Source organism: Microbulbifer sp. SE14 (genome assembly GCF_059834885.1).
The window spans coordinates 129,149-149,218 of record NZ_JCBAJA010000002.1; the positions used below are offsets into that span (position 1 = coordinate 129,149).

15 protein-coding genes are annotated in these 20,070 nt (G+C 63.4%); 4 read left to right on the forward strand and 11 right to left on the reverse strand.

Features of this window, described 5'->3' with window-relative positions; all coding sequences use genetic code 11:
* Positions 1 to 183: 183 nt before the first annotated feature.
* Positions 184 to 4,098 (reverse strand): ATP-dependent RNA helicase HrpA, encoded by a 3,915-nt coding sequence (gene hrpA / locus AC6R19_RS02140; protein WP_500577833.1) that lies wholly within the window; start codon positions 4,096 to 4,098, stop codon positions 184 to 186.
* Between the two features lie 369 nt (positions 4,099 to 4,467).
* On the opposite strand from hrpA, the gene AC6R19_RS02145 reads away from it, so the two are divergent.
* The gene (locus tag AC6R19_RS02145) at positions 4,468 to 5,943 is read left to right on the forward strand and encodes a peptide MFS transporter (RefSeq protein ID WP_500577834.1); all 1,476 of its coding nucleotides are present in this window, start codon (positions 4,468 to 4,470) and stop codon (positions 5,941 to 5,943) included.
* A gap of 158 nt (positions 5,944 to 6,101) precedes the next feature.
* On the opposite strand, the gene AC6R19_RS02150 is transcribed toward AC6R19_RS02145, so the two are convergent.
* The 10 genes from AC6R19_RS02150 to dnaX all read right to left on the reverse strand — a co-directional run bounded on the left by AC6R19_RS02150 (position 6,102) and on the right by dnaX (position 14,673).
* Positions 6,102 to 7,283, reverse strand: a complete 1,182-nt coding sequence (locus AC6R19_RS02150) for a vWA domain-containing protein (RefSeq protein WP_500577835.1) — start codon at positions 7,281 to 7,283, stop codon at positions 6,102 to 6,104.
* Between the two features lie 121 nt (positions 7,284 to 7,404).
* Positions 7,405 to 8,250: an AAA family ATPase gene (locus tag AC6R19_RS02155; protein ID WP_500578023.1), complete on the reverse strand. Its 846-nt coding sequence runs from the start codon at positions 8,248 to 8,250 to the stop codon at positions 7,405 to 7,407.
* Positions 8,251 to 8,389: 139 nt separating this feature from the next.
* Positions 8,390 to 9,091 carry a YEATS-associated helix-containing protein gene (locus AC6R19_RS02160; protein WP_500577836.1) on the reverse strand — a complete coding sequence of 234 codons (702 nt, stop codon included), beginning with the start codon at positions 9,089 to 9,091 and terminating at the stop codon, positions 8,390 to 8,392.
* 178 nt (positions 9,092 to 9,269) lie between these two features.
* The gene (locus AC6R19_RS02165; RefSeq protein ID WP_500577837.1) at positions 9,270 to 9,650 is read right to left on the reverse strand and encodes a hypothetical protein; all 381 of its coding nucleotides are present in this window, start codon (positions 9,648 to 9,650) and stop codon (positions 9,270 to 9,272) included.
* Between the two features lie 61 nt (positions 9,651 to 9,711).
* Positions 9,712 to 10,161 (reverse strand): YcgN family cysteine cluster protein, encoded by a 450-nt coding sequence (locus AC6R19_RS02170; RefSeq protein ID WP_500577838.1) that lies wholly within the window; start codon positions 10,159 to 10,161, stop codon positions 9,712 to 9,714.
* Between the two features lie 98 nt (positions 10,162 to 10,259).
* Entirely contained in the window at positions 10,260 to 10,547 is a 288-nt protein-coding gene (locus AC6R19_RS02175; RefSeq protein WP_500577839.1) for a YcgL domain-containing protein, read from the reverse strand.
* Positions 10,544 to 11,674 carry a ribonuclease D gene (gene rnd / locus AC6R19_RS02180; protein WP_500577840.1) on the reverse strand — a complete coding sequence of 377 codons (1,131 nt, stop codon included), beginning with the start codon at positions 11,672 to 11,674 and terminating at the stop codon, positions 10,544 to 10,546. The genes AC6R19_RS02175 and rnd overlap by 4 nt, the downstream gene beginning before the upstream one ends.
* Positions 11,674 to 12,270, reverse strand: coding sequence for a recombination mediator RecR (gene recR, locus AC6R19_RS02185; RefSeq protein WP_500577841.1), 597 nt, complete (start codon positions 12,268 to 12,270; stop codon positions 11,674 to 11,676). The genes rnd and recR overlap by 1 nt, the downstream gene beginning before the upstream one ends.
* A 29-nt stretch (positions 12,271 to 12,299) precedes the next feature.
* Positions 12,300 to 12,656 carry a YbaB/EbfC family nucleoid-associated protein gene (locus AC6R19_RS02190; protein ID WP_500577842.1) on the reverse strand — a complete coding sequence of 119 codons (357 nt, stop codon included), beginning with the start codon at positions 12,654 to 12,656 and terminating at the stop codon, positions 12,300 to 12,302.
* A gap of 46 nt (positions 12,657 to 12,702) precedes the next feature.
* Positions 12,703 to 14,673: a DNA polymerase III subunit gamma/tau gene (dnaX, locus tag AC6R19_RS02195; protein WP_500577843.1), complete on the reverse strand. Its 1,971-nt coding sequence runs from the start codon at positions 14,671 to 14,673 to the stop codon at positions 12,703 to 12,705.
* A 200-nt stretch (positions 14,674 to 14,873) separates the two neighbouring features.
* On the opposite strand from dnaX, the gene AC6R19_RS02200 reads away from it, so the two are divergent.
* The 3 genes from AC6R19_RS02200 (at position 14,874) to AC6R19_RS02210 (ending at position 19,898) form a co-directional block, all read left to right on the forward strand.
* On the forward strand, positions 14,874 to 15,404 hold the full coding sequence (locus tag AC6R19_RS02200) for an RNA polymerase sigma factor (protein WP_500577844.1): 531 nt from the start codon (positions 14,874 to 14,876) through the stop codon (positions 15,402 to 15,404).
* A 406-nt stretch (positions 15,405 to 15,810) separates the two neighbouring features.
* Positions 15,811 to 16,869 carry a FecR family protein gene (locus AC6R19_RS02205; RefSeq protein WP_500577845.1) on the forward strand — a complete coding sequence of 353 codons (1,059 nt, stop codon included), beginning with the start codon at positions 15,811 to 15,813 and terminating at the stop codon, positions 16,867 to 16,869.
* 131 nt (positions 16,870 to 17,000) lie between these two features.
* Positions 17,001 to 19,898, forward strand: a complete 2,898-nt coding sequence (locus AC6R19_RS02210; RefSeq protein WP_500577846.1) for a TonB-dependent receptor — start codon at positions 17,001 to 17,003, stop codon at positions 19,896 to 19,898.
* Positions 19,899 to 20,070: the final 172 nt, after the last annotated feature.

A 20,070-nucleotide genomic window follows, 5' to 3' on the forward strand; every position in this document is an offset into this window, starting at 1 on the left:
AATAAAAACACGCCACGGCGTGGCAGTCTTCCGGGGCAGTATAGTGCCTCCGCGGCGAAAACGGTCACGCCATGAGACAGAGGGAGCACACGCGGAGTTTCTCCGCTATTGCCGAATTGTGATCCCCTTCTCGAATAGTTGGTCGCAGTGGAAGCCGGTTTGTTACAGCACAGCCGTATTTTTTCAGCGTGGGGAGGCGGACTGCTCTATCTCGGACCAAAGCTTACTGAGACGCTTGCCGGAAACCGGCATCAGGGTTTTCAGGGTCTGGGCAAACAGCGAAACGCGGAATTCCTCCAGCATCCAGCGGTACTGCGCCAGTTGCGGCTCCGCCGCCAGGGATCTCGCGGAATGCCGCTCGGCAAGAGCCTGGTAGGGCTCGGCCGTCTTATGGAATTCCGCCTGCAGGCGCCGATCGCGGCTCGGGTCCAAGGCGGCCTTTTCCAGGCGCAGTGATATCCCTTTCAGGTAGCGGCCGTACTGGCGCAGCCATTCCAGCGGCGTATCGAACAGGAAGCCGCGGTAGAAGAGTCCCGCCAGCTGCTGCTGAATGTCCCCCACCGCCATGGCTACTGTAAGGCTTTTCTGCTGCTTGATCTGCTTGCGCAATGGCACCAGCTGCGCCAATGCCTTCACCAGCAGGTCGGCGATTTCCTGGGCCACGGACACCAGCTCGCCACTCTTCTCCAGCGCGGCGAGGAAATCCCGTTCCGTGCGCGGCCACTGCTCCTCCGGCCAGAAGAGCTCGCGCGCAGCAGCCAGCAGGATATCGTCGGCCACCTCCTCGCGTTTGCCGAGATCGGCGGCACTCAGACCCAGCTCCTTGCCGCGCAACAGTTCCTTGCGCAGGTATTTGACCGGTTCCGGCAGGTGCAGCAGGGCCAGGCGGCAGATGCCCGCGCGGCTCAGCCGCTGCGCCTCGGCGGGGTTGTCGAGCAGTTTCAGGGAAACGCTGTCTTTGTCCTCCACCAGTGCGGGATAGGCGCGCACCTTGAGGGCGCCCTGTTGCAGCGTGTGGGTCTCGGGCAGGTCGCCGAAATCCCAGCGGGTGATACCGTCGCGTTCGAAATCGTCGCCGGCGCTGGCCAGTCCCTTCTGTACCCGATCCCTGTAGCGGGCCTGCAGCCCGGCCAGGTCGCGGCCCTGATCGAGCAGTTGACCCTCCTCGTCCAGCACCTGGATATTGAAGCGGTAGAAGTCCGGAAGGCGACGCTCCGCCGATTCCCAGGCGGCATCCGGCAGCTCCTGTGCTGTCTGCCGTTTGAGTTCCTTTGCCAGGGACTGCCACAGGGGCACATTGTCCGGTTGCAGCCGCGGCAGCGCCCTGTCCACCGCCGCAGGCACCGGCACGAAGTATTTGCGCCACTGCTTCGGCAGCGCCTTGACCAGCGCTATGCACTTGTCCCGCAGCAGCCCCGGCACCAGCCAGGACAGCCGCGCCGCCGGCACCTGGTGCAGGGCGCCCACCGGTACCCGGATACTGACGCCGTCGTCAATGGCGCCCGGCTCGAAGTGGTAGCCGAGGGGGAATTCGATACCGCCGGCCCGCAATTCGTCCGGGAACTGCGCCTCGCCGACGTGCTCGGCAGTCTGCTGCATCAGCAGTTCGCGGGGAATAAACAGCAGCTGCGGATCCCTTTCCTCCGCCTTCTTGCGCCAGTGCTCGAAGCCCGCCAGGTTGACGATGTCCTCCGGCAGCCGCTCGTCGAAGAACTGGAAGATCACCTGGTCATCGACGAGGATATCGCGGCGGCGGGACTTGGCCTCCAGGTCTTCGAGTTCTGCCAACAGATCGGTGTAGTGCTGGAAGAATTTCCCCTTGCCGCGATAGCGCTGCTCCACCAGGGCCTGGCGGATAAACACCTCGCGTGAGGTCCTGGGATCCAGCTTGCCGTAGTGAATGCGGCGCTTCTCCACCAGCACCAACCCGTAGAGGGAGATCTTCTCGAAAGCCATCACCCGGCCGGCGCGGGCGTCGTAGTGGGGCTCGGAATAGCTGCGCTTGACCAGGTGTTCGGCGGCGGCCAATACCCAGTCCGGCTCTATCTTCGCCACCGTGTGGGCGAACAGGCGGCTGGTCTCCAGCAGCTGCCCCGCCACCACCCAGCGCGGCGGCTTCTTGAACTGGCCGGAGCCGGGGAAGATATGGAAGCGGCGGTTGCGGCAGCCGACAAACTCCTTGTTTTCATCGCGCGCGCCGATATTACCGAGCAGGCCGGGAACAATCGCCCGGTGCACCAACCCGTAGTCCGCGGCCTCGCGATTTTCTTTCAGTTTCAGCTCGCGGCAGGCGACGCGCAGCTGGTGGTGTATATCCCGCCACTCGCGCATGCGCAGCCAGGACAGGAAATTCTTCTGGCACCACTTGCGCAGCTGGTTCTGGCTCAGTTCCTGGCGCTGGGCCTCGAAGGCGTCCCACAGCTGCACGAAGGAGAGGAAGTCCGACTGTTCGTGCTGCCACTGCTTGTGCTTTTCGTCCGCGGCCTGGCGTTTTTCCGCCGGACGCTCCCGCGGGTCCTGCACCGCCAGGGCACTGACGATGATCAGTATTTCCCGCAGGCTGCCATTGTCGGCTGCGGCCATCAGCATGCGGCCCAGGCGCGGGTCCAGCGGCAGGCGCGACAGGGTGCGGCCCAACTGGGTCACATTGCCGTTTGCGTCCACCGCCTGCAGTTCCTGCAGCAGCTTGTAGCCGTCGTTGATCAACCGCTCGTCCGGCGGATCCACGAAGGGGAAATCGCGGATATCGCCGATGCGCAGCTGCAGCATCTGCAGTATCACCGCGGCTAAATTAGTGCGCAGTATCTCCGCGTCGGTGAATTCGGGGCGCTGCTCGAAATCCTTCTCGTCGTAGAGGCGCACACAGACGCCTGCGCTGACGCGGCCGCAGCGGCCGGCGCGCTGGTTGGCGCTGGCCCGGGAGATGGCCTCCACCGGCAGCCGCTGTATCTTGCTGCGGTAGCTGTAGCGACTGATACGCGCAGTGCCCGGATCTATCACATAGCGGATGCCTGGCACGGTGATCGAGGTCTCGGCCACGTTTGTGGCCAGCACTATCCTGCGACCCTTGTGGCCGTGGAACACCCTGGCCTGCTCCGCGAGGCTGAGGCGCGCATACAGCGGTAGTATTTCCAGCTGCGGAAGCTGCGCGTCCCTTAGGGCCTTGTGGCACTCGCGGATCTCGCGTTCGCCGCTCATAAACACCAGTATGTCGCCGCCCCGCCGACCGCTGCCCTTCTCCTGCTGCAACAGCTCCTCCACCGCGGCGATCACCTGCTCGTTCAGGTCCTGGTCGCCGTCGAACGGCGGGCGGTAGTGGATATCCACCGGGTAGGTACGCCCGGATACCTCGATGATCGGCGCACCGTCGAAGTGCCGCGAGAACTTCTCCAGATCAATGGTGGCGGAGGTGATGATCAGCTTAAGGTCCGGGCGTTTCGGCAGTATCGTTTTCAGGTAGCCGAGCAGAAAGTCAATATTGAGGCTGCGCTCGTGGGCCTCGTCAATGATCAGCGTATCGTATTTGTTCAGCAGCGGATCGCGCTGGATTTCCGCCAGCAGTATGCCGTCGGTCATCAGCTTGATATGGGTGTGCTCGGTGCTGTGGTCGGTAAAGCGCACCTGGTAGCCGACTGACTCCCCCAACGGCTGCTGCAGCTCCTCGGCGATGCGGTTGGCCACGGTGCGCGCGGCGATGCGGCGCGGCTGGGTGTGACCTACCTGGCCGAATATGCCGCGGCCCAGCTCCAGGCAGATCTTCGGCAGCTGGGTGGTCTTGCCGGAGCCCGTCTCGCCGGCGACAACCACCACCTGGTGCTCGGCGATCAGCTCGGCGATCTCGTTGCGCCGCGCCACCACCGGCAGCCCCTCCGGCCAGTTCACCTGCGGCAGTTTCTGCCGGCGCTCCTCCGCAAGCCGCCTGGAGGCCCCCAGCTGTTCCGCCAGTTGCCCGAGCATGCGGTCCACCGGCTTGCCCTCCTTCAGGCGCCGGCGCGCGCTGTGCAGCGTCTTGCCCAGGCGACAGCGGTCCCGCCCCATACACTGGGCGATCTGGCTTTCCAGGGCGCTGATAACGGATTTGGCTTCAGAGTGACTCATGGTTCGGGCAATAACTGCAAACGGGCGATTATAACCTCCGCGGCCGCTTTGGCGCAGGCTTGCACAATCTGGCGCTGAACTATACTGAGGTCGATTGCCCTGCCCCAGGCCGTGATTGACGGCCGGCAATGGCCGCAAGCCCGATCGCGGCCATGGGTCCTACAGGGCATGCCGTCATTCCGGCGCAGGCCGGAATCCAGGTGCCACTGAGCTTGATACCGGCCTGCGCCGGTATGACAAACGAATGAACGATTGATTCGGAACAGAGTATCTACAGCGCGAATCCGCGGGTCCCGAGTCCCGAGTCCCGAGTCCCGAGTCCCGAGTCCCGAGTCCCGAGTCCCGAACCATCACTTGCGAGCTGTACCTATGCAAGATCTGAAGCCCAAGCCCCCGGCCAGCGCCGGGGAAATGCTCGGTCACCCCAAGGGATTGTTCCTGCTGTTCGGCACCGAGATGTGGGAGCGCCTCAGCTACTACGGTATGCGGGGTATCTTCGTCTTCTACCTCACCTCCGCGGCAACCGCGGCTGTATTCGGCTGGGAGCAGCTGTCGGATACGGAGCTGCAGTCCAAGGCCCTGTCCTACCTGGGCTGGTACGCGATGCTGGTGTACCTGACGCCGATCATCGGCGGCTGGATGGCGGACAATATCTGGGGCCAGCGCCGTTGCATCATGTTCGGCGGCGTGCTGATGATGCTGGGACAGTTCTCCCTCGGCTTTCCCCACCAGTGGCTGCCGGACGGTACCGAGATCTACATGCTGTGGCTGGGCCTGGCGCTGATGATCGTCGGCAACGGCTTCTTCAAGCCGAATATCTCCACCATGGTGGGCGACCTCTACGACGAGGGGGACAAGCGTCGCGACACCGCCTTTACGATTTTCTACATGGGCATCAACCTGGGATCGATTCTCGGCTACCTGGTGATCGGCTGGATCGGCGAGAAGGTGAATTACCAACTGGCCTTCTTCGTCGCCGGCCTGGGCATGCTGCTGGGGCTGATACTGCAATTGACCCAGGCCAGGCGCTACCTGGGCGAAATCGGCAACCAGCCCTCGGCCAAACTGGGGCTGAAGAAAGAGGCCGAGGACATGCATGCACCGCTGACTCCGGAAGAGCGCGACCGCATCAAGGTGATCCTGATTCTCGGCGTATTCACGGTGATCTTCTGGGCCGGGTTTGAGCAGGCCGCCGGTTCAATGAACCTGTTTGCGAAATACAGGACCGACCTGGTGATCGGCGGCTTCGAGATCCCGGCCAGCTGGCTGCAGATGGTCAACCCGCTGTTTATCATTATCCTCGCGCCGATCATCGCCAGTATCTGGATCGGCCTCGGCGACCGCGAACCCAACTCGCCGGCCAAATTCAGCATGGGGCTGATCTTCCTCGGCCTGGGTTTCGTGTCCATGTGCGGCGCCGCACTGCAGATCGGCGACTCGGAGACCATCAAGGCCAGCCTCTGGTGGCTGGTGTTCGCCTATATATTCCACACCATCGGCGAACTGTGCCTGTCGCCCATCGGCCTGTCGATGGTCACCAAGCTGTCGCCGCTGCGCTACCTGTCGCTGATGATGGGACTCTGGTTTGCGTTTATCGGTATTGCCAACAAGGGCGCGGCGGAAATCGGTAAGCTGGTGGGCGAAGCCGGTCCGCTCGCCACCTTCGGCGGCGTGGCCATCGCTGCAATCGGGGCTGGCATCGTGCTGTTCTTGCTGCGCAACAAACTGGTGGACTGGATGCACGGTGTCGAAGCCGTGCATGTGAAGATGGCCGATACCACCAGGGAGGAGATCAGTATTACCGCCGATCACGAAGGCGCGCCGCCGCGGCACTTTAGTGAATAATGCGGAATGCGGAATGCGGAATGCGGAATGCGGAAAAATCGCGCCAGAATTCTGATTAGAAGCAATCCCGAAGCCTGATCGCGGCCACCGGCCGCTCCTACATGAGGATGTCAGACCGCGTATTCCGCAATCATCATTCCGAATTCCGCATTAACAAATCACCTTCCTTTCACCAGATAGGCGATGGCCCGATCCAGCCCCTCCAGCGTCATCGGGTACATATGCCCTCCGACAAGACGCTGGGCGAGGCCGATGCTGGGCGTGTACTTCCAGTAGTCCTCGCCGACGGGATTGAGCCAAATCAGCTTGCTGTAGGTATCGGTCACCCGCTCCATCCAGGCTGCGCCCGGCTCCTCGTTCATATGCTCCACGCTGCCGTAGCGACTGGTGATTTCGTAGGGCGCCATGGAGGCGTCGCCGACGAAGATTACCTTGTAGTCCCTGCCGTAGGTGCGCAGTACTTCCAGCAGCGGCGTCGACTCCGCATAGCGGCGCTGGTTGTCCTTCCACACGTGCTCGTAGACGAAGTTGTGGAAATAGAAATACTCCAGGTGCTTGAACTCGGAACGGCAGGCGGAGAAGAGCTCCTCGCAGACGCGCACATAGGGATCCATCGAGCCGCCCACGTCGAAGAAGATCAGCACCTTCACAGCGTTGTGCCGCTCCGGCACCATCTTGATATCCAGCAGGCCGGCATTGCGCGCGGTCGAGGAAATGGTATCGTCCAGGTCCAACTCCTCCGCCGCGCCGGTGCGGGCGAACTTGCGCAGCTTGCGCAGGGCCACCTGGATATTGCGCGTACCCAGGGTGATGCTGTCGTCCAGGTTCTTGAACTGGCGCTTCTGCCACACCTTGACCGCCGAGCGGTTGCGGCTGCTGCCGCCGACGCGAATGCCCTCGGGATGATAGCCACTGTTGCCGAAGGGGCTGGTGCCGCCGGTGCCGATCCAGCGGTTGCCGCCGCTGTGACGCTCCTTCTGCTCCTCGAGGCGCTTCTGGAATTCCTCCAGCAGCTTTTCCAGGCCACCGAGGCTCTCGATTTTTGCCTTTTCCTCCTCGGAGAGCTGCTTCATGAATTCCGCCCGCAGCCAGTCCTCGGGAATCATCTGTTCGAGGATATCGTCGAGGGTTTCCAGGTCCTTGAAGTAGGCGTCGAAGGCGCGGTCGAACTTGTCGAAGTGCTTTTCGTCCTTGACCAGGCAGGTGCGGGCGAGGAAATAGAATTCCTCCAGGTCGGCGAACACCAGGCGCTGCTGCAGGGCCTCGAGCAGGGCCAGCAGTTCGGTGATGGAGACCGGCAGTTTGTAGCGGCGTAAATTTAGGAAGAATCCGATCAGCATAAAAGTTCTGACGTAGCCGATGTTGCACTCTGTAGGAGCGCCCCAGGGCCGCGATCGAATCCCAGAGAGGCCGGAAAGATCGATCGCGGCCATGGGCCGCTCCTACAGGGAAATCGAGGTTCTACCGCCCCTCACGTCTTGCCATAAAGGCCAGGCGCTCGAGCATATGCACATCCTGCTCGTTCTTCAGCAGGGCACCGTAGAGCGGCGGAATCGCGCTGCTGCTGTCGCGGTTTTTCAGTACCTCCTCGGGAATATCGTCCGCCAGCAGTAGCTTCAGCCAGTCGATCAATTCGGAAGTGGAGGGTTTTTTCTTCAGGCCCGGCACCTCGCGCAGCTGGAAGAAGATATCCATCGCCTCGGCCACCAGCTGGCCTTTGATGCCCGGATAGTGCACATCGACGATCTTGTGCATGGTGTCCCGGTCCGGGAAGCTGATGTAGTGGAAGAAACAGCGGCGCAGGAAGGCGTCCGGCAGCTCCTTCTCGTTGTTGGAAGTGATGATGACTATCGGGCGCTGCTGCGCCTTTACCGTCTCGCCGGTCTCGTAGACGAAGAACTCCATCCGGTCCAGTTCCACCAGCAGGTCGTTGGGGAACTCGATATCCGCCTTGTCGATCTCGTCGATCAGCAACACGACACGCTCTTCAGAGGCAAAGGCCTCCCACAGCTTGCCGCGCTTGATGTAGTTGCGGATATCGTGGACCCTGTCCACCCCCAACTGGGAATCCCGCAGGCGGGATACCGCATCGTATTCGTACAGGCCCTGCTGCGCCTTGGTGGTGGACTTGATGTGCCACTGGATCAGCTTCAGCCCCAGGCTCTGGGCCACCTCCTCGGCCAGCAGCGTCTTGCCGGTACCCGGCTCGCCCTTGATCAGCAGCGGCCGCTGCAGGGTGACCGCCGCGTTCACCGCCATCTGCAGGTCCTCAGTGGCTACATAGCTGTCGGTGCCGGTAAATTTCATCGTCACTCTCATATCTGTGCTTGGGAAATGACAGATACTAAGTGATTCGGGGAAGGGAGCCAAAGGCGGAAACGACCAAGTTGAGTGATCAGGGGTGAGTGGCGAGTGGCGAGCAGCCGGGATCAGTGGCCACAGGCCACTATCCACTCACGACGCGGCCATCGGCCGCGGAAGTGCTGCGGCGGTACACTACCTGGCGGCCCTTGTCAGTGATATACCAGCGAATACCCAGGTGACTGTGGATCTTGCCCACCATCTCCAGCACCAGCAGGCTATTGAGGGCGCGGGCCGCAGAGTTGGTCTCCATCCCCCCCTCCTGCACCATGCCGGACAGGGAGCGGAATACGCAGTCGCCGTTGTTCAGCAGCTTGAGCACATGCAGGGCGTTCTCGTCCAGCTTGCGGATCTGGTTGAAGTCCAGCGTCGGGCCCTGTTCCGGATCGCCCTCTATCTCGTGCTCCAGCAGCGGCATCATCTCCAGCTGCATGGCCCGCAGCTCCTGCTCCAGATTCTCCACCCGCGCGCGGGCGATGCTGGCGTCGCGCAACTGGCGGCGCGCGGCGTTGAAGACGAACATGCGCGAGGCGATGGCGGCCAGCAGGCAGTAACCGGTGAAGATCAGCAGGCGCGAGGGATCGCCCTGGATCTCGATCAGCAGGTCGCTCTGGGTGAACTTCAGGAATATCGGCACCATCAGCGCGCCGCACAGCCCCATGATCAGGCAGCGCGCAAGGCCTGCCGGGTCCTCCTCGGTAAACAGCATCTGGTAGTAGTTCACCAGACCGCCGAGAATGCCCGAAACCAGCATTACCGCAGTCAGAATAAGCAGATGGTCGAGCATCCGTGTCCCTCTGCCCGGCGGAAGAGCGCCGGCATTTTTCTAATCAGTTTGACTCCGCGCCAATGGCGGAGCCAGCCTTATAGATATAGCAGCTGTCACGGAGAGCAGTGGCGGCGGAGAGGGGATGCGGCGCCTTTGATCAACGAGTTGTGACCGGTTACCGGCCGCCGTTCAACGGTCACTGCTCGTTGAAGTAGGGATCTTCGTCGAAGCGGCGGCGCTTCTCGCGGCGATGGCCGATATACAGGGCGACCAGGCCCCAGATGGCCAGCAGGGCGAGGGCGCCGCCGGTGGCGAATACCAGGTTGGCGGTCACCTCCGGTGCTGCGCCCTCCTCTTCGAACAGAGTCTGGTAGACGAACAGCGGCAACACGGGCACGGCTGCCGAATCGGGGGCAGTGGTGCGCGCCGGAATCAGTAGCGCCGCGGCGAAGGTCACCAGCAGCGCGCGGCGCAGCCAGGCCCAGCCCCAGTTACGCATAAACCACCAACCCGCTAGTAACAATAGCAGGGTGGCGGCAGCGTAGATCATCCAGGCAATTCGATATTCTTCGGCCATAGTTTTTCTTTCTTTAGTGGTGGGCGAACACTAGCTTCGCCCCTACGGATCGGTCCCTGATTTAATTATCGCCCACCCATTGGACGATATGCTCTTCGAAGTCGTCCGGATGCACCAGCTCTTCGCTGATCACGCAGCCGCGCACCGAGATGCCCGCCTCGTGCACGGATTCGGCACGGCCGGATACCAGCGGGTGCCAGTCCGCGAGTTCGCGCCCCTCCTCCAGGGTGCGGTAGCCGCAGGTGGCGGGCAACCAGCTGAAATCCTTTACGTCCCGGGCGCGCAGCTGGATACAGTCCGGCACATGGCGCCTGCGGTTGGGGTAATCGCCGCACAGGCAACTGTGGGTATCGAGCAGGCGGCAGGCCACATTGGTGGTGTAGACTTCGCCGCTGTCCTCGTCCTCCAGCCTGTGCAGGCAGCAGCGGCCGCAGCCGTCGCAGAGGGACTCCCACTCGGCCTCGTTCATCTGCTCGAGGGTCTTGCGCTGCCAGAAGGGCTTTTCGTTCACATTAGGCTCCAACATGACTGCGGGCACCCCATGTCGGGGTTCGTTGCACTCACCCCAACCTACGGCCCGTGCCTAGTTCCGCACAACGCTCCAGGCTCTTAACGCTGCAGCTTGCTGTTCTTCGCGGCGATGGCGCTCATCTCGGAGTCGGTCACCGGCGGCATCTGCAGATAGTAGCCGCGCTCGCTAATTTCGTTCAGGACCTTGTTCGCATCTGCGCGGGCCAGTTGCTTTTCCGGGGTCATCAACAGGGTGGTCACGTGCTGCGGCTTGCCGAACAGCTGCAGCAGATTTTCCGGCACCCGCTCCATGCCCTCGCGCTTGTCCACGTAGAGGTACATTTCGTCCTTGCGCGGACTGCGGTAGATATCGCACAGGGTTTTCACTTGCTTTCCTCTTCGCGCAGCTCGTTCAGTGCCTCGAGCAGCGACTTGCCAATCACTTCTTTGCGCCAGCCCCGCAGGCGCCCTTCCAGTTCGGGTCGGGGTGACTGCACCAGCGCCTCCAGCTCTTTTTTGCGCACCAGGATTTCCGCGGGCAGATCCTCCTGCTCGGCGACGGTGCCTACGCGCTTACGGAGTAGTTTCAGCCACTCGCCCTCGCGGCGACTGAGGGGTTGCGGCAGGCGCGGCGGCGTATCCTCGCGCTCGGCGGCGCGGGCGATGATCTGCAGCAGCGTCTCGCCGTGCTCGCGCAGGGTGCGCCCCTCCAGTCCCGGCTGGGCCAGGGTGGCCTTATGGCGCGGCAACTGCTGGGCCAGGTTCATGCACACATTTTCTTTCAGCAGGTGGTTGCGGGGCAGATCCCGCAGGCGCGCCTCGCGCTCGCGCCAGGCACAGAGATCCTGCAGCGCCGCCAATTGTTTTCCACGCAGCCGCCAGGCGCCCTTCACTTTCTGGTAGTAGAGTTCCGGTGGCTGCGGGTTGCGCGCCGCGGACACCAGTGCGGCGCAGTCCTCCTGCAGCCACTCCAGGCGCTCCCGCTCGCGCAGGCGCTTGACCAGCACCCCGTACATCAGCGGCAGCCAGGCCACGTCCAGGGCGGCGTAGTTTTTCTGTGCGTCGCTCAGCGGCCGCTGCAGCCAGTCGGAGCGGGTCTCACTCTTCGGCAGTTCGATATTGAGCAGTTCCCTGACCGCAGCTGCATAGCCGAGGCCGGCGCCCATGCCGGTCAGGGCGGCGGCTATCTGGGTGTCGAAGATCGGCTCGGGGATTGCGCCCAGCAACCGCTCCAGGGTTTCCAGGTCCTCGCTGCAGCTGTGCATGATTTTGGTCACGCGAGTGTCCAGCAGCAGATCGCGCAACGGCTCGAGATCGTCGACGGCCAGGTTGTCGATCAGGTAACAGTGCTCGCCGTCCCCCACCTGTACCAGCGCCGGCTGGGGGTAGAAGGTGCGGCTGCGCATGAATTCGGTGTCCAGCGCCACCGCTTTCTGTCCGCGCCAGCGCTGGCAGAGCTCTGCCAGCTGTTCGCCGCTGTCGATCCAGATGGGTGTGGTATCTACTTTCAGCATTATTGGAAAACTGTACGGCTGTTGAAGGCGTGGGCCAGGGTGCCGCCGTCGATATATTCCAGCTCGCCGCCGATGGGTACGCCGTGGGCGATGCGGCTTACGGTCACGCCGTGGGCCCTGGCGCGCTCGGCGATAAACTGCGCGGTGGCCTCACCCTCGACGGTGGGGTTGGTGGCGATGATCAGCTCCTCCAGTGCCTCGCTGGCGAGGCGCCGCTCCAGCAGGTCAATGCCCAGGCTGGCCGGGCCCACACCGTCGATCGGCGACAGGTGGCCGTGCAGCACGAAGTAGCGGCCGTGGTAGTTGCCCGCCTGCTCTATCGCCAGCACATCCGCGGGGGTCTCCACCACACACAGGGCCTTCTGGTCGCGGCGGCTGTTGTTGCACAGGGCACAGGTCTCCTGCTCGGTGAGGGTGCGGCACTGGCCGCAGCGGCCGACTTTCTCCACCGCCTGCTCCAGGGTGCGGGCCAGCAGGCCGGCGGCATCGCGGTCCTTTTCCAGCAGGTACATGGCCATGCGCTGGGCCGACTTGGGGCCGACGCCAGGCAGGCAGCGCAGGGCGCGAATCAGGTCTTCAATCAGGGGACTAAACATAAGTTCTGGAATTCAGTGCCGGAGCGGACTCAAAAGGGGAATTTGAAGCCTTCCGGCAGGTTGATGCCGGAAGCCAGGTTGCCCATCTGCTGCTTCTGCAGCTCCCGGGTCTTCTCCTCGACACGGCGCACGGCATCGTTGACCGCGGCGGCCAGCAGGTCTTCGAGCATTTCCCTGTCTTCATTGGAAAGTTCGCCCAGCAGGTCCGGATCGATCTCCACCGAGATGACGTCATGGCGTCCGTTCATCGTTACCTTGACCATGCCGGCACCGGCCTCGCCGCAGAGGCGCAGGTCGTTCAATTCCTGCTGCATCTTCTGCATTTTTTCCTGCATCTCGGCCTGCATCTTCTGGGCCTGCTGCATCAGATCGCCCAAACCTTTCATCGTAAACCTCGTTCGCTAAACGGTGCGCGGGGCGCACCCTAAAAAATTATTCCGCCTCTACCAGGGATTCCACCGAGTCGGGTAGCAGTTCGGCACCCAGCTCCTGCTGCAGTTCCTGCACCAAGGGATCGCCGGACAGGGCATCGCGCGCGGCGGCCAGGCGCGCCTCGCGGGTGGCCGCGGCCAGGCGCGCCGGGGTCTGGCCCTGCACCTGCCCCACCTGGATATGCACGGCGACCGGCTGTTGGAAGAAGTCACCGAGCAGGTCCGCCAGGCGGCGCTGGTGCACCTCGTCGTACAGGCTGCTGTAGGACTCGTCCAGGGTAAAGGACAGTATATTGTCCTGCCTGCCCACCAGTTCCAGGTGGAAGGCGATGGAGTGGAGTATGCCGCTGATCCCCAGTTGGCTGTAGAGGGCCGGCCAACTGCCCGGGGTCAGGGCGTCGAGGCGCGCGCTCGCGGGTTTATCCGCGACCGGCTTCGACTGGGGTTGCGACTGCTGCGGTGGTACCGGCGCCGATTCCACCTGGGCCACCTGCTGGCGCAGTTGATCCAGAACCGCGGCGCGCTGGTCTGCCTGCGGCGGCGGGGACTGGGGCGCGGGCTGAGCCACCTCAACGGCCGCTTCGGGAATCGGTTGCTGCGGTCGCGGTGCTACCGGTGTCGGCGGCTCTTCAACGACTTCCGCTGCAACCGACTCGGGTGCCTGCGCCACTTCCGCTCTCGGGGATTCCCAGGGAGGGGTGTTATCAACAGCCGGGGCGCCGGCCTCGGCCGGCACCGGTTCAACTTGTGGCTTTTTTTCCTCGGGTACCTCTGCCTGCTGCAGCGCCTGCTCCGCAGCGGGCCCAGGCCGCGCCTCTGTTTGCGGCTGTGTCGCGGGCTCAGCCGCGGCATTGTAAGGCAGGCTGGCGCGGGGAATATCGGCCACGCCCTGGGGGCGGAAGGCCAGCATGCGCAGCAGCGCCATCTCGAAGCCGCTGCGCGGGTCCGGCGCCAGGGGCAGGTCGCGGCGGGCGAGCAGCGCCATCTGGTAATAGAGCTGTACGTTTTCCGGCGCCAGGCGCGCGGCTTGCTGGCGCAGGCGCTCACCGTCGCCGAGGGCGTTGTCCACAGACTGCGGCAACACCTGGGCCACGGCGATGCGGTGCAGGTTGTTGGCCAGTTCGGCCAGGGCGGCGCTGTAGTCCGGCGCCTGCTGCGCCAGCTCCCCCACCGCCGCGAACAGGGCCGGCGCGCTCTCGTCCGCCAGGGCCTGCAGCAGTTTCCACACCAGGCCCGAATCGATGCTGCCGAGCATGGCCCGCACTTCCGACTCGCTGATCTTGCCGCCGCCGAAGGCGATGGCCTGGTCGGTGAGGCTCATGGCGTCGCGCATACTGCCGTCGGCGGCGCGCCCCAGGTGCCAGAGTGCGCCCTCCTCGAAGGGCACCATCTCCTGCTCGAGTACGAAGCGCAGGTGTTCCACTACCCGCTCCGGGCTCATGTTCTTCAGGTTGAACTGCAGGCAGCGGGACAGCACCGTGACCGGCAGCTTCTGCGGATCGGTGGTGGCGAGCAGGAATTTGACGTGGGGCGGCGGCTCCTCCAGGGTCTTCAGCAACGCGTTGAAGGAGCTGTTGGAGAGCATGTGCACTTCATCGATCAGGTAGACCTTGTAGCGGCCCCTCGTCGGCGCATACTGGACGTTCTCCAGCAACTCGCGGGTGTCCTCCACCTTGGTGCGGGAGGCGGCGTCCACCTCGATCAGGTCGACGAAGCGACCATCGGCGATCTCGCCGCAGGCGGCGCACTGGCCGCAGGGCTCGGAGCTGACGCCGCTCTCGCAGTTCAGGCACTTGGCCAGGATGCGCGCTATGGTGGTCTTGCCCACCCCACGGGTACCGGCAAACAGGTAGGCGTGGTGCAGGCGGCCGTTATCCAGGGCGTTGATCAGCGCCTGGAGCACATGCTCCTGGCCCACCATCTCCCGAAACAACCGCGGCCGCCACTTGCGCGCCAGTACTTGATAACTCATCCGCTCTCCGGCGCCCGGTGGCGCGTCTACTGAATGGGGCGCCATTATACCGGCATAGCCGCCGAGACATAGTGGCCCCCCCTCTGAACGCTGGCCACGGCCCTCTCGTCCGGTGAGCGGCGCCTGTGTTATAACTGTGCGCCAGCTCGCAAATACAACCGATAACCACAGCGAGTGCTGTACCGGGAATCCTCTATCTGATGAACAAAGCTCGGAAAACGCTTCTGGAAAAGCTGTTTGCCGAACACGGCCAGGCATTGGTGCGCTTCGTGGCACGCATAGTCAGGAGCACCGAAGATGCCGAAGACATTGCCCAGCACGCCTATCTGCGCCTGCAGAAGCTCAGCGACGAGAAAGAGCTGGACAATCCACGCGCCTACCTCTACCAGATCGCCAACAACCTGGCCGTCGACCAGCTGCGCCGGGGCAAGCTGCATATGGAGTACGTCAGCCAGCAGATGCCGGCGGAGGGCGAAACCACCCTCGGCGACGACCACGCCGATCACCAGTCCCCGGAGCGGGTACTGGCGGCCCGCCAGCAGCTGCAGTCCATCTACGAGGCCATGGACAGCCTGCCACTCAAGTGCCGCCAGGCCTTCCTGCTGCACCGCACCCGCGGCCTCTCCTACAGCGAGATAGCCCGGGAGATGAATACCTCGGTGAGCAGTGTGGAGAAGTACATACTGCAGGCACTCAAGGTGTGCCGCCGGCGGGTTGACCTCAATAGCTAGGGAGTCCGGGAGCGGACCCGCCAGCGCAGATATCAAACCAGATTGGGCAATTTCGATAGGCCGGGCGCGATTTTCACCCATCCCGTCGCAAATGGTTTGCGAAATTGGGAGCAAGCGCACAGGCTTTGTGCACGCCAGTACCGATCTGTTCACAAAATTACTTGAGGGAGTAACCCGGTCGGTCGTCTTATCTCAGAGCCCGGTCATTTAGACACAAAAATCGGGGCAGAGAAAAAATAAAACGCTAAAGTGGCGCACGCTTAGTAAAAATTATTGCGCCGTTGGCGAGGCGCACGAAAAGAATCGCGCCAAACAGGTCGTTTTGAATAAAATGCACCAAAACAGGGCGGACATACAGGACTATCCGACCGACAAGGCATATGGATTGAATTCAAGGTAACAAGCGGTGAATACAGCAGGCGTACAAGAAGTACCAAACGACGAGCAGTTGGACCGGGCCTGCGCCTGGATCGCACGCCTGCGCTCGGATGCCGTCAGCGCCGCCGACCGCCGCGAATTTGCCGCCTGGATGGCCCAGTCGAGCGCAAACCGCCGCGCCTTTGACGAAATGGCCGAGCTCTGGGGCGACCTGGGTGCGCTGGCCCGCATGCCGCTCGACCAGCTGTTTCCCGAAAACCGATCCACGGTCCGCACTGACAGCCGCCCCACCGGGCGCGACAGCCGCTCCGGTGATGTCTTGGCCGCCGGCGGCTGGAATCTCCCCCAGTGGCTGATGGGCGGCGGCCTGGTGGCAGCCTGCCTGGTGGTGACCCTGTGGGTCGGCAACCAGTGGCTGAGTGGCGGCGATTTCCGCGAACAGACTTTCGTCACCGAAGTGGGCGAGACCCGCACCGTGACCCTGGCCGACGGCTCCCAGGTTCAACTCAACACCAATACCGAACTGCGCGTGGCCTACAGCCGCGAGGAGCGCCGCACCCGACTGTTGCGCGGCGAGGCCTACTTCGACGTGGCCCGCCAGACAGCACGCCCCTTCACCGTGGCCGCAGGCGAAGCCAATATCCGCGTGCTGGGTACCGAGTTCAACATCGAGCGCAATCCCGACAGCACCCGCGTATCCGTGACCGGCGGCGTGGTGGCGGTGAGCGAAGCCGAGAGCGCTCCTGGCCTGCAGCCCGATTCTGTCAAACTGGTCAAGAACCAGAAGGTCAGCGTCTCCAGGGGGGGCCTCGGCGAGGTGGGACACACTTCCGCCGAAGAGGCACTGGACTGGACCCGCGGCGTGCTGGTATTCGAACAGACTCCCCTGGCGGAAGCCCTGGAAGAGCTGAACCGCTACCTGAAGGTTCCCGCGGCGGCGGAGCCAAGTGTGCGCGACCGCATGCTGTCCGGCACCTTCGAGCTATCCGATCCGGACAACACTCTCAAGGCCATAGCCACCGCGCTGAATCTGCAACAGGATCACAGCGACCCTAACCTGACTCTCTTGTCTCCCAAGCGTAACTAAGTTATAAACTCGCTCGGGCGGTCGTTTATTGTACAGGTCCTGTACCCCTTCGCCCGCAACAAAACTTAATTACAACAAAGTGGCCCCGCGCAGTGCGGCGCGAGGGCGGCATTGGCGAAACGGGCATTCCATTGAATTTACGGCACTGGGCCACACTGTCGCTGGCGACCCTGTTGGCGCTCTCCGAAAGGGCCGTGGCCGCCTGCCCGGAATCCGGTGTGCACCTGCCGGCGGGCAACCTCTCCCGCGCCCTGATTTCCCTCGGTCGCCAGTGCAAGATCTCGGTGCTGGTGCAGACCTCCTCCGCCGCCAGCTATATCCTGCCGGAGCAGACCCTTGACAGCGAAGACGGCGAATTCGAGCCGGCACTGCGGCAGCTGCTGCAGGACTCTCCCTTTACCTATGAACGCGTCGGCCCCGGCGCCGTGGCGGTGCTGCCCCGCGAAACCGAAGCGGAAGAGCAATCTGAGCCACTGCCGGTGCAAACCGAAGAGATTACCGTCACCGGGCGCATGCTCACGGGCAGCCACCTGCGCCACCTGCAACTGGACAGCTATGCGCCCATCGACGTGCTGGCCCAGCCGGAGCTGGAGATCACCGGCGCACAGACCATTGCCGAGTTGCTCAAGTTCCTGCCCGCGGTCTCCGGCAACTCCACCAGCACCTCGGTCAGCAACGGCGGCAACGGCACCGCCACAGTGACACTGCGCGGCCTGCCCGCCAGCAATACCCTGGTGCTGATCAACGGCCGCCGCATCGTCAGCAACGGCTTCGGTGGCGAGGCGGCGGACCTGAACACCATCCCGCTGTCCGCGGTGGACCGCATCGAGATACTGAAAGACGGCGCTTCGGCGGTATACGGCTCCGACGCCATCGCCGGCGTGGTCAACATCATCCTGCGCCGCGACTTCGAAGGTCTGTCCGTCAACAGCTACTACGGCCAGGCCCAGCGGGGCGACCAGCAGACCGAATCCCACCACGTCACCTGGGGAAAGAACGGCGAGCGTGGCCACCTGATGCTGAGCCTCGCCCACTACCGCCAGGGCGCGCTGATGAGCCGCGACCGCGAACTCTCTGCCACCGCCGACAACCGCCCCCGCGGCGGCACCGACCAGCGCTCCTCCGCATCGCCGTCCGGGTTTATCGCCCTCGGCGAGGATCTGGTCCTGACCAACAGCGAGGACGGCGGCTACCGCAACTGGACCCAGGAGGACCGCTACGACTACAGCGAATACACCTCCGCACTGGTGCCGTCGGAGCGGCAATCCGCCTACCTGGAAGGCAACCTGGACCTGGGCGAGGACACCCTGCTGTTCGTAGAGGCCATGGGTATCCGCACCTCTGCAAAAACCACCATGGCACCGACGCCGGTATTCACCCGCTTCGACAACGGCGACCTGACGATTGCGGCGGACAATATCCACAACCCCTTCGGCCAGGACATCACCGACGTGCGCAAGCGGGTACTGGAACTGGGCCCGCGCATACAGAAAAACCGCACCGAAACCTGGCGCCTCAATTCAGGCCTGAAGGGCATGTGGGACAGCTGGCAGTGGGAACTGACCGCGGCGCTGCACTACACCCGGGCATCGGAAAGCCTGAGTAGCCTGATCGATCCCCACGCGCTGTCGCTGGGGTTGAAGGGCCCGGGTATCTGCAGCTCTCAGAGCGGTTGTGTCCCGGTAGACCTGCTGGGCCCGAGCGGCAGTATCGACGACGCCCAGCTCGACTATATCCGCGGCGAGAGCCTGGTGGACGGCGCCACGCGGATGGCGTCGCTGACCTATATCGTCAATGGCACCCTGGGTAGCAACAGCGCCGGAGACATACTCGCCGCCGCCGGTGTGGAGGCCCGCCGCGAGGCCATCGATTTCCGCTCCAATGACGCCATGGGACTGTCCTTCGTCGGCGGGCACGCCGCCGGCTCGGCGGAAGGCGAGCGCATGATCGGCGAGGCCTTCGCGGAGATTTCCATCCCCCTGGCCACGGACGAATTCTGGCTCGACGGCGCTCTGCGCTACTCCGATTACAGCGATTTCGGCAGCACCGCCAACCCGAAGATAGCGCTGCGCTGGCGCCCGGCACCATCGCTGATGCTGCGCGCCAGTTACGCCACCGGCTTCAAGGCGCCGACCCTGATCGATATGAACCAGAGTGGCTACCAGAGCCAGGAGTATCTGTTCGATCCCTGCACCGGCAGCGACGCCGGCACCCTGCCCGGCTGTCGCGGCCAGGCCGACGGCGCGCGTATCCAGTACCTGACCGAGTTCGGCGGCAATCGCAATTTGCAACCGGAGACTTCCGACAACCGCTCCCTGGGCCTGGTATGGACGCCGCAACAACTGAAGGGCTTCAGCGCCACCTTGGACCTGTTCGAAATCCGCCAGAACGACGTCATCGACACCAGCCCGCAATACCTGATCGACAAGAACGCCTATTCCGCGCTGTTTATCGATCGGGTACTGAGAGACGAGCGCGGTGATATCACCAAAATCCTGGCCACGCGCCTCAATATAGGTGCGCGCGAAGTGCGCGGCGCCGACCTGGCACTGCGCTATGAACACGATTCCGAAGAACTGGGCCAGTTGCGCTGGTCCTTCAACTCCAGCCATATGCAGCGCTACCTGAACCAGGCGGCGCCCGGCTCACCCACCGAAGACCTGGCCGGCACCTTCGTCGACGCCGCCAGCGGCGGCGCCGGCTCCCTGCCGCAGTGGAAAGCCAACACCGGCATCTATTGGAAAAAGGGATCCTGGGAAGGCGGCTACACGGTGCACTTTGTCGGCGCGCTGGAGGAATCCTTCACCCTCGACGAATCGCGAATCACCCGCGAGATAGGCAGCTGGTCTACCCACGACCTGCAGCTCGCCTATGCACTGCCGCTCGGCCTGCGCTTTGCCATCGGCATAGACAACCTGCTCGACAGGGAACCCCCTTTCGCCGCCACCGCATTCAACGACAATTTCGACGGCCGCACCTACGACCTCGCCGGCCGCTACTGGTACACCACCCTGGCCTACAATCTCTAATCGGGACTCGGGACTCGGGACTCGGAAAAATTGTAGGGCCACCTCATCCCCTTTGTTAGAGCCTGACCTGCAGGCGAATCTCCGCAGCCACATAGAATCGCCCGCAGGGCAGGCTCCCACAACACACCCCAGTCCGCGCAAATTTTCTCTTCTCGCTTTTGTCAGAAAATTT

Bases quoted from the DNA above. Each gene is read 5' to 3' on its own strand.
- hrpA (WP_500577833.1), bottom strand. From the start codon at position 4,098: ATGAGTCACTCTGAAGCCAAATCCGTTATCAGCGCCCTGGAAAGCCAG.
- AC6R19_RS02145 (WP_500577834.1), top strand. From the start codon at position 4,468: ATGCAAGATCTGAAGCCCAAGCCCCCGGCCAGCGCCGGGGAAATGCTC.
- AC6R19_RS02150 (WP_500577835.1), bottom strand. From the start codon at position 7,283: ATGCTGATCGGATTCTTCCTAAATTTACGCCGCTACAAACTGCCGGTC.
- AC6R19_RS02155 (WP_500578023.1), bottom strand. From the start codon at position 8,250: ATGAAATTTACCGGCACCGACAGCTATGTAGCCACTGAGGACCTGCAG.
- AC6R19_RS02160 (WP_500577836.1), bottom strand. From the start codon at position 9,091: ATGCTCGACCATCTGCTTATTCTGACTGCGGTAATGCTGGTTTCGGGC.
- AC6R19_RS02165 (WP_500577837.1), bottom strand. From the start codon at position 9,650: ATGGCCGAAGAATATCGAATTGCCTGGATGATCTACGCTGCCGCCACC.
- rnd (WP_500577840.1), bottom strand. From the start codon at position 11,674: ATGCTGAAAGTAGATACCACACCCATCTGGATCGACAGCGGCGAACAG.
- recR (WP_500577841.1), bottom strand. From the start codon at position 12,270: ATGTTTAGTCCCCTGATTGAAGACCTGATTCGCGCCCTGCGCTGCCTG.
- AC6R19_RS02190 (WP_500577842.1), bottom strand. From the start codon at position 12,656: ATGAAAGGTTTGGGCGATCTGATGCAGCAGGCCCAGAAGATGCAGGCC.
- dnaX (WP_500577843.1), bottom strand. From the start codon at position 14,673: ATGAGTTATCAAGTACTGGCGCGCAAGTGGCGGCCGCGGTTGTTTCGG.
- AC6R19_RS02200 (WP_500577844.1), top strand. From the start codon at position 14,874: ATGAACAAAGCTCGGAAAACGCTTCTGGAAAAGCTGTTTGCCGAACAC.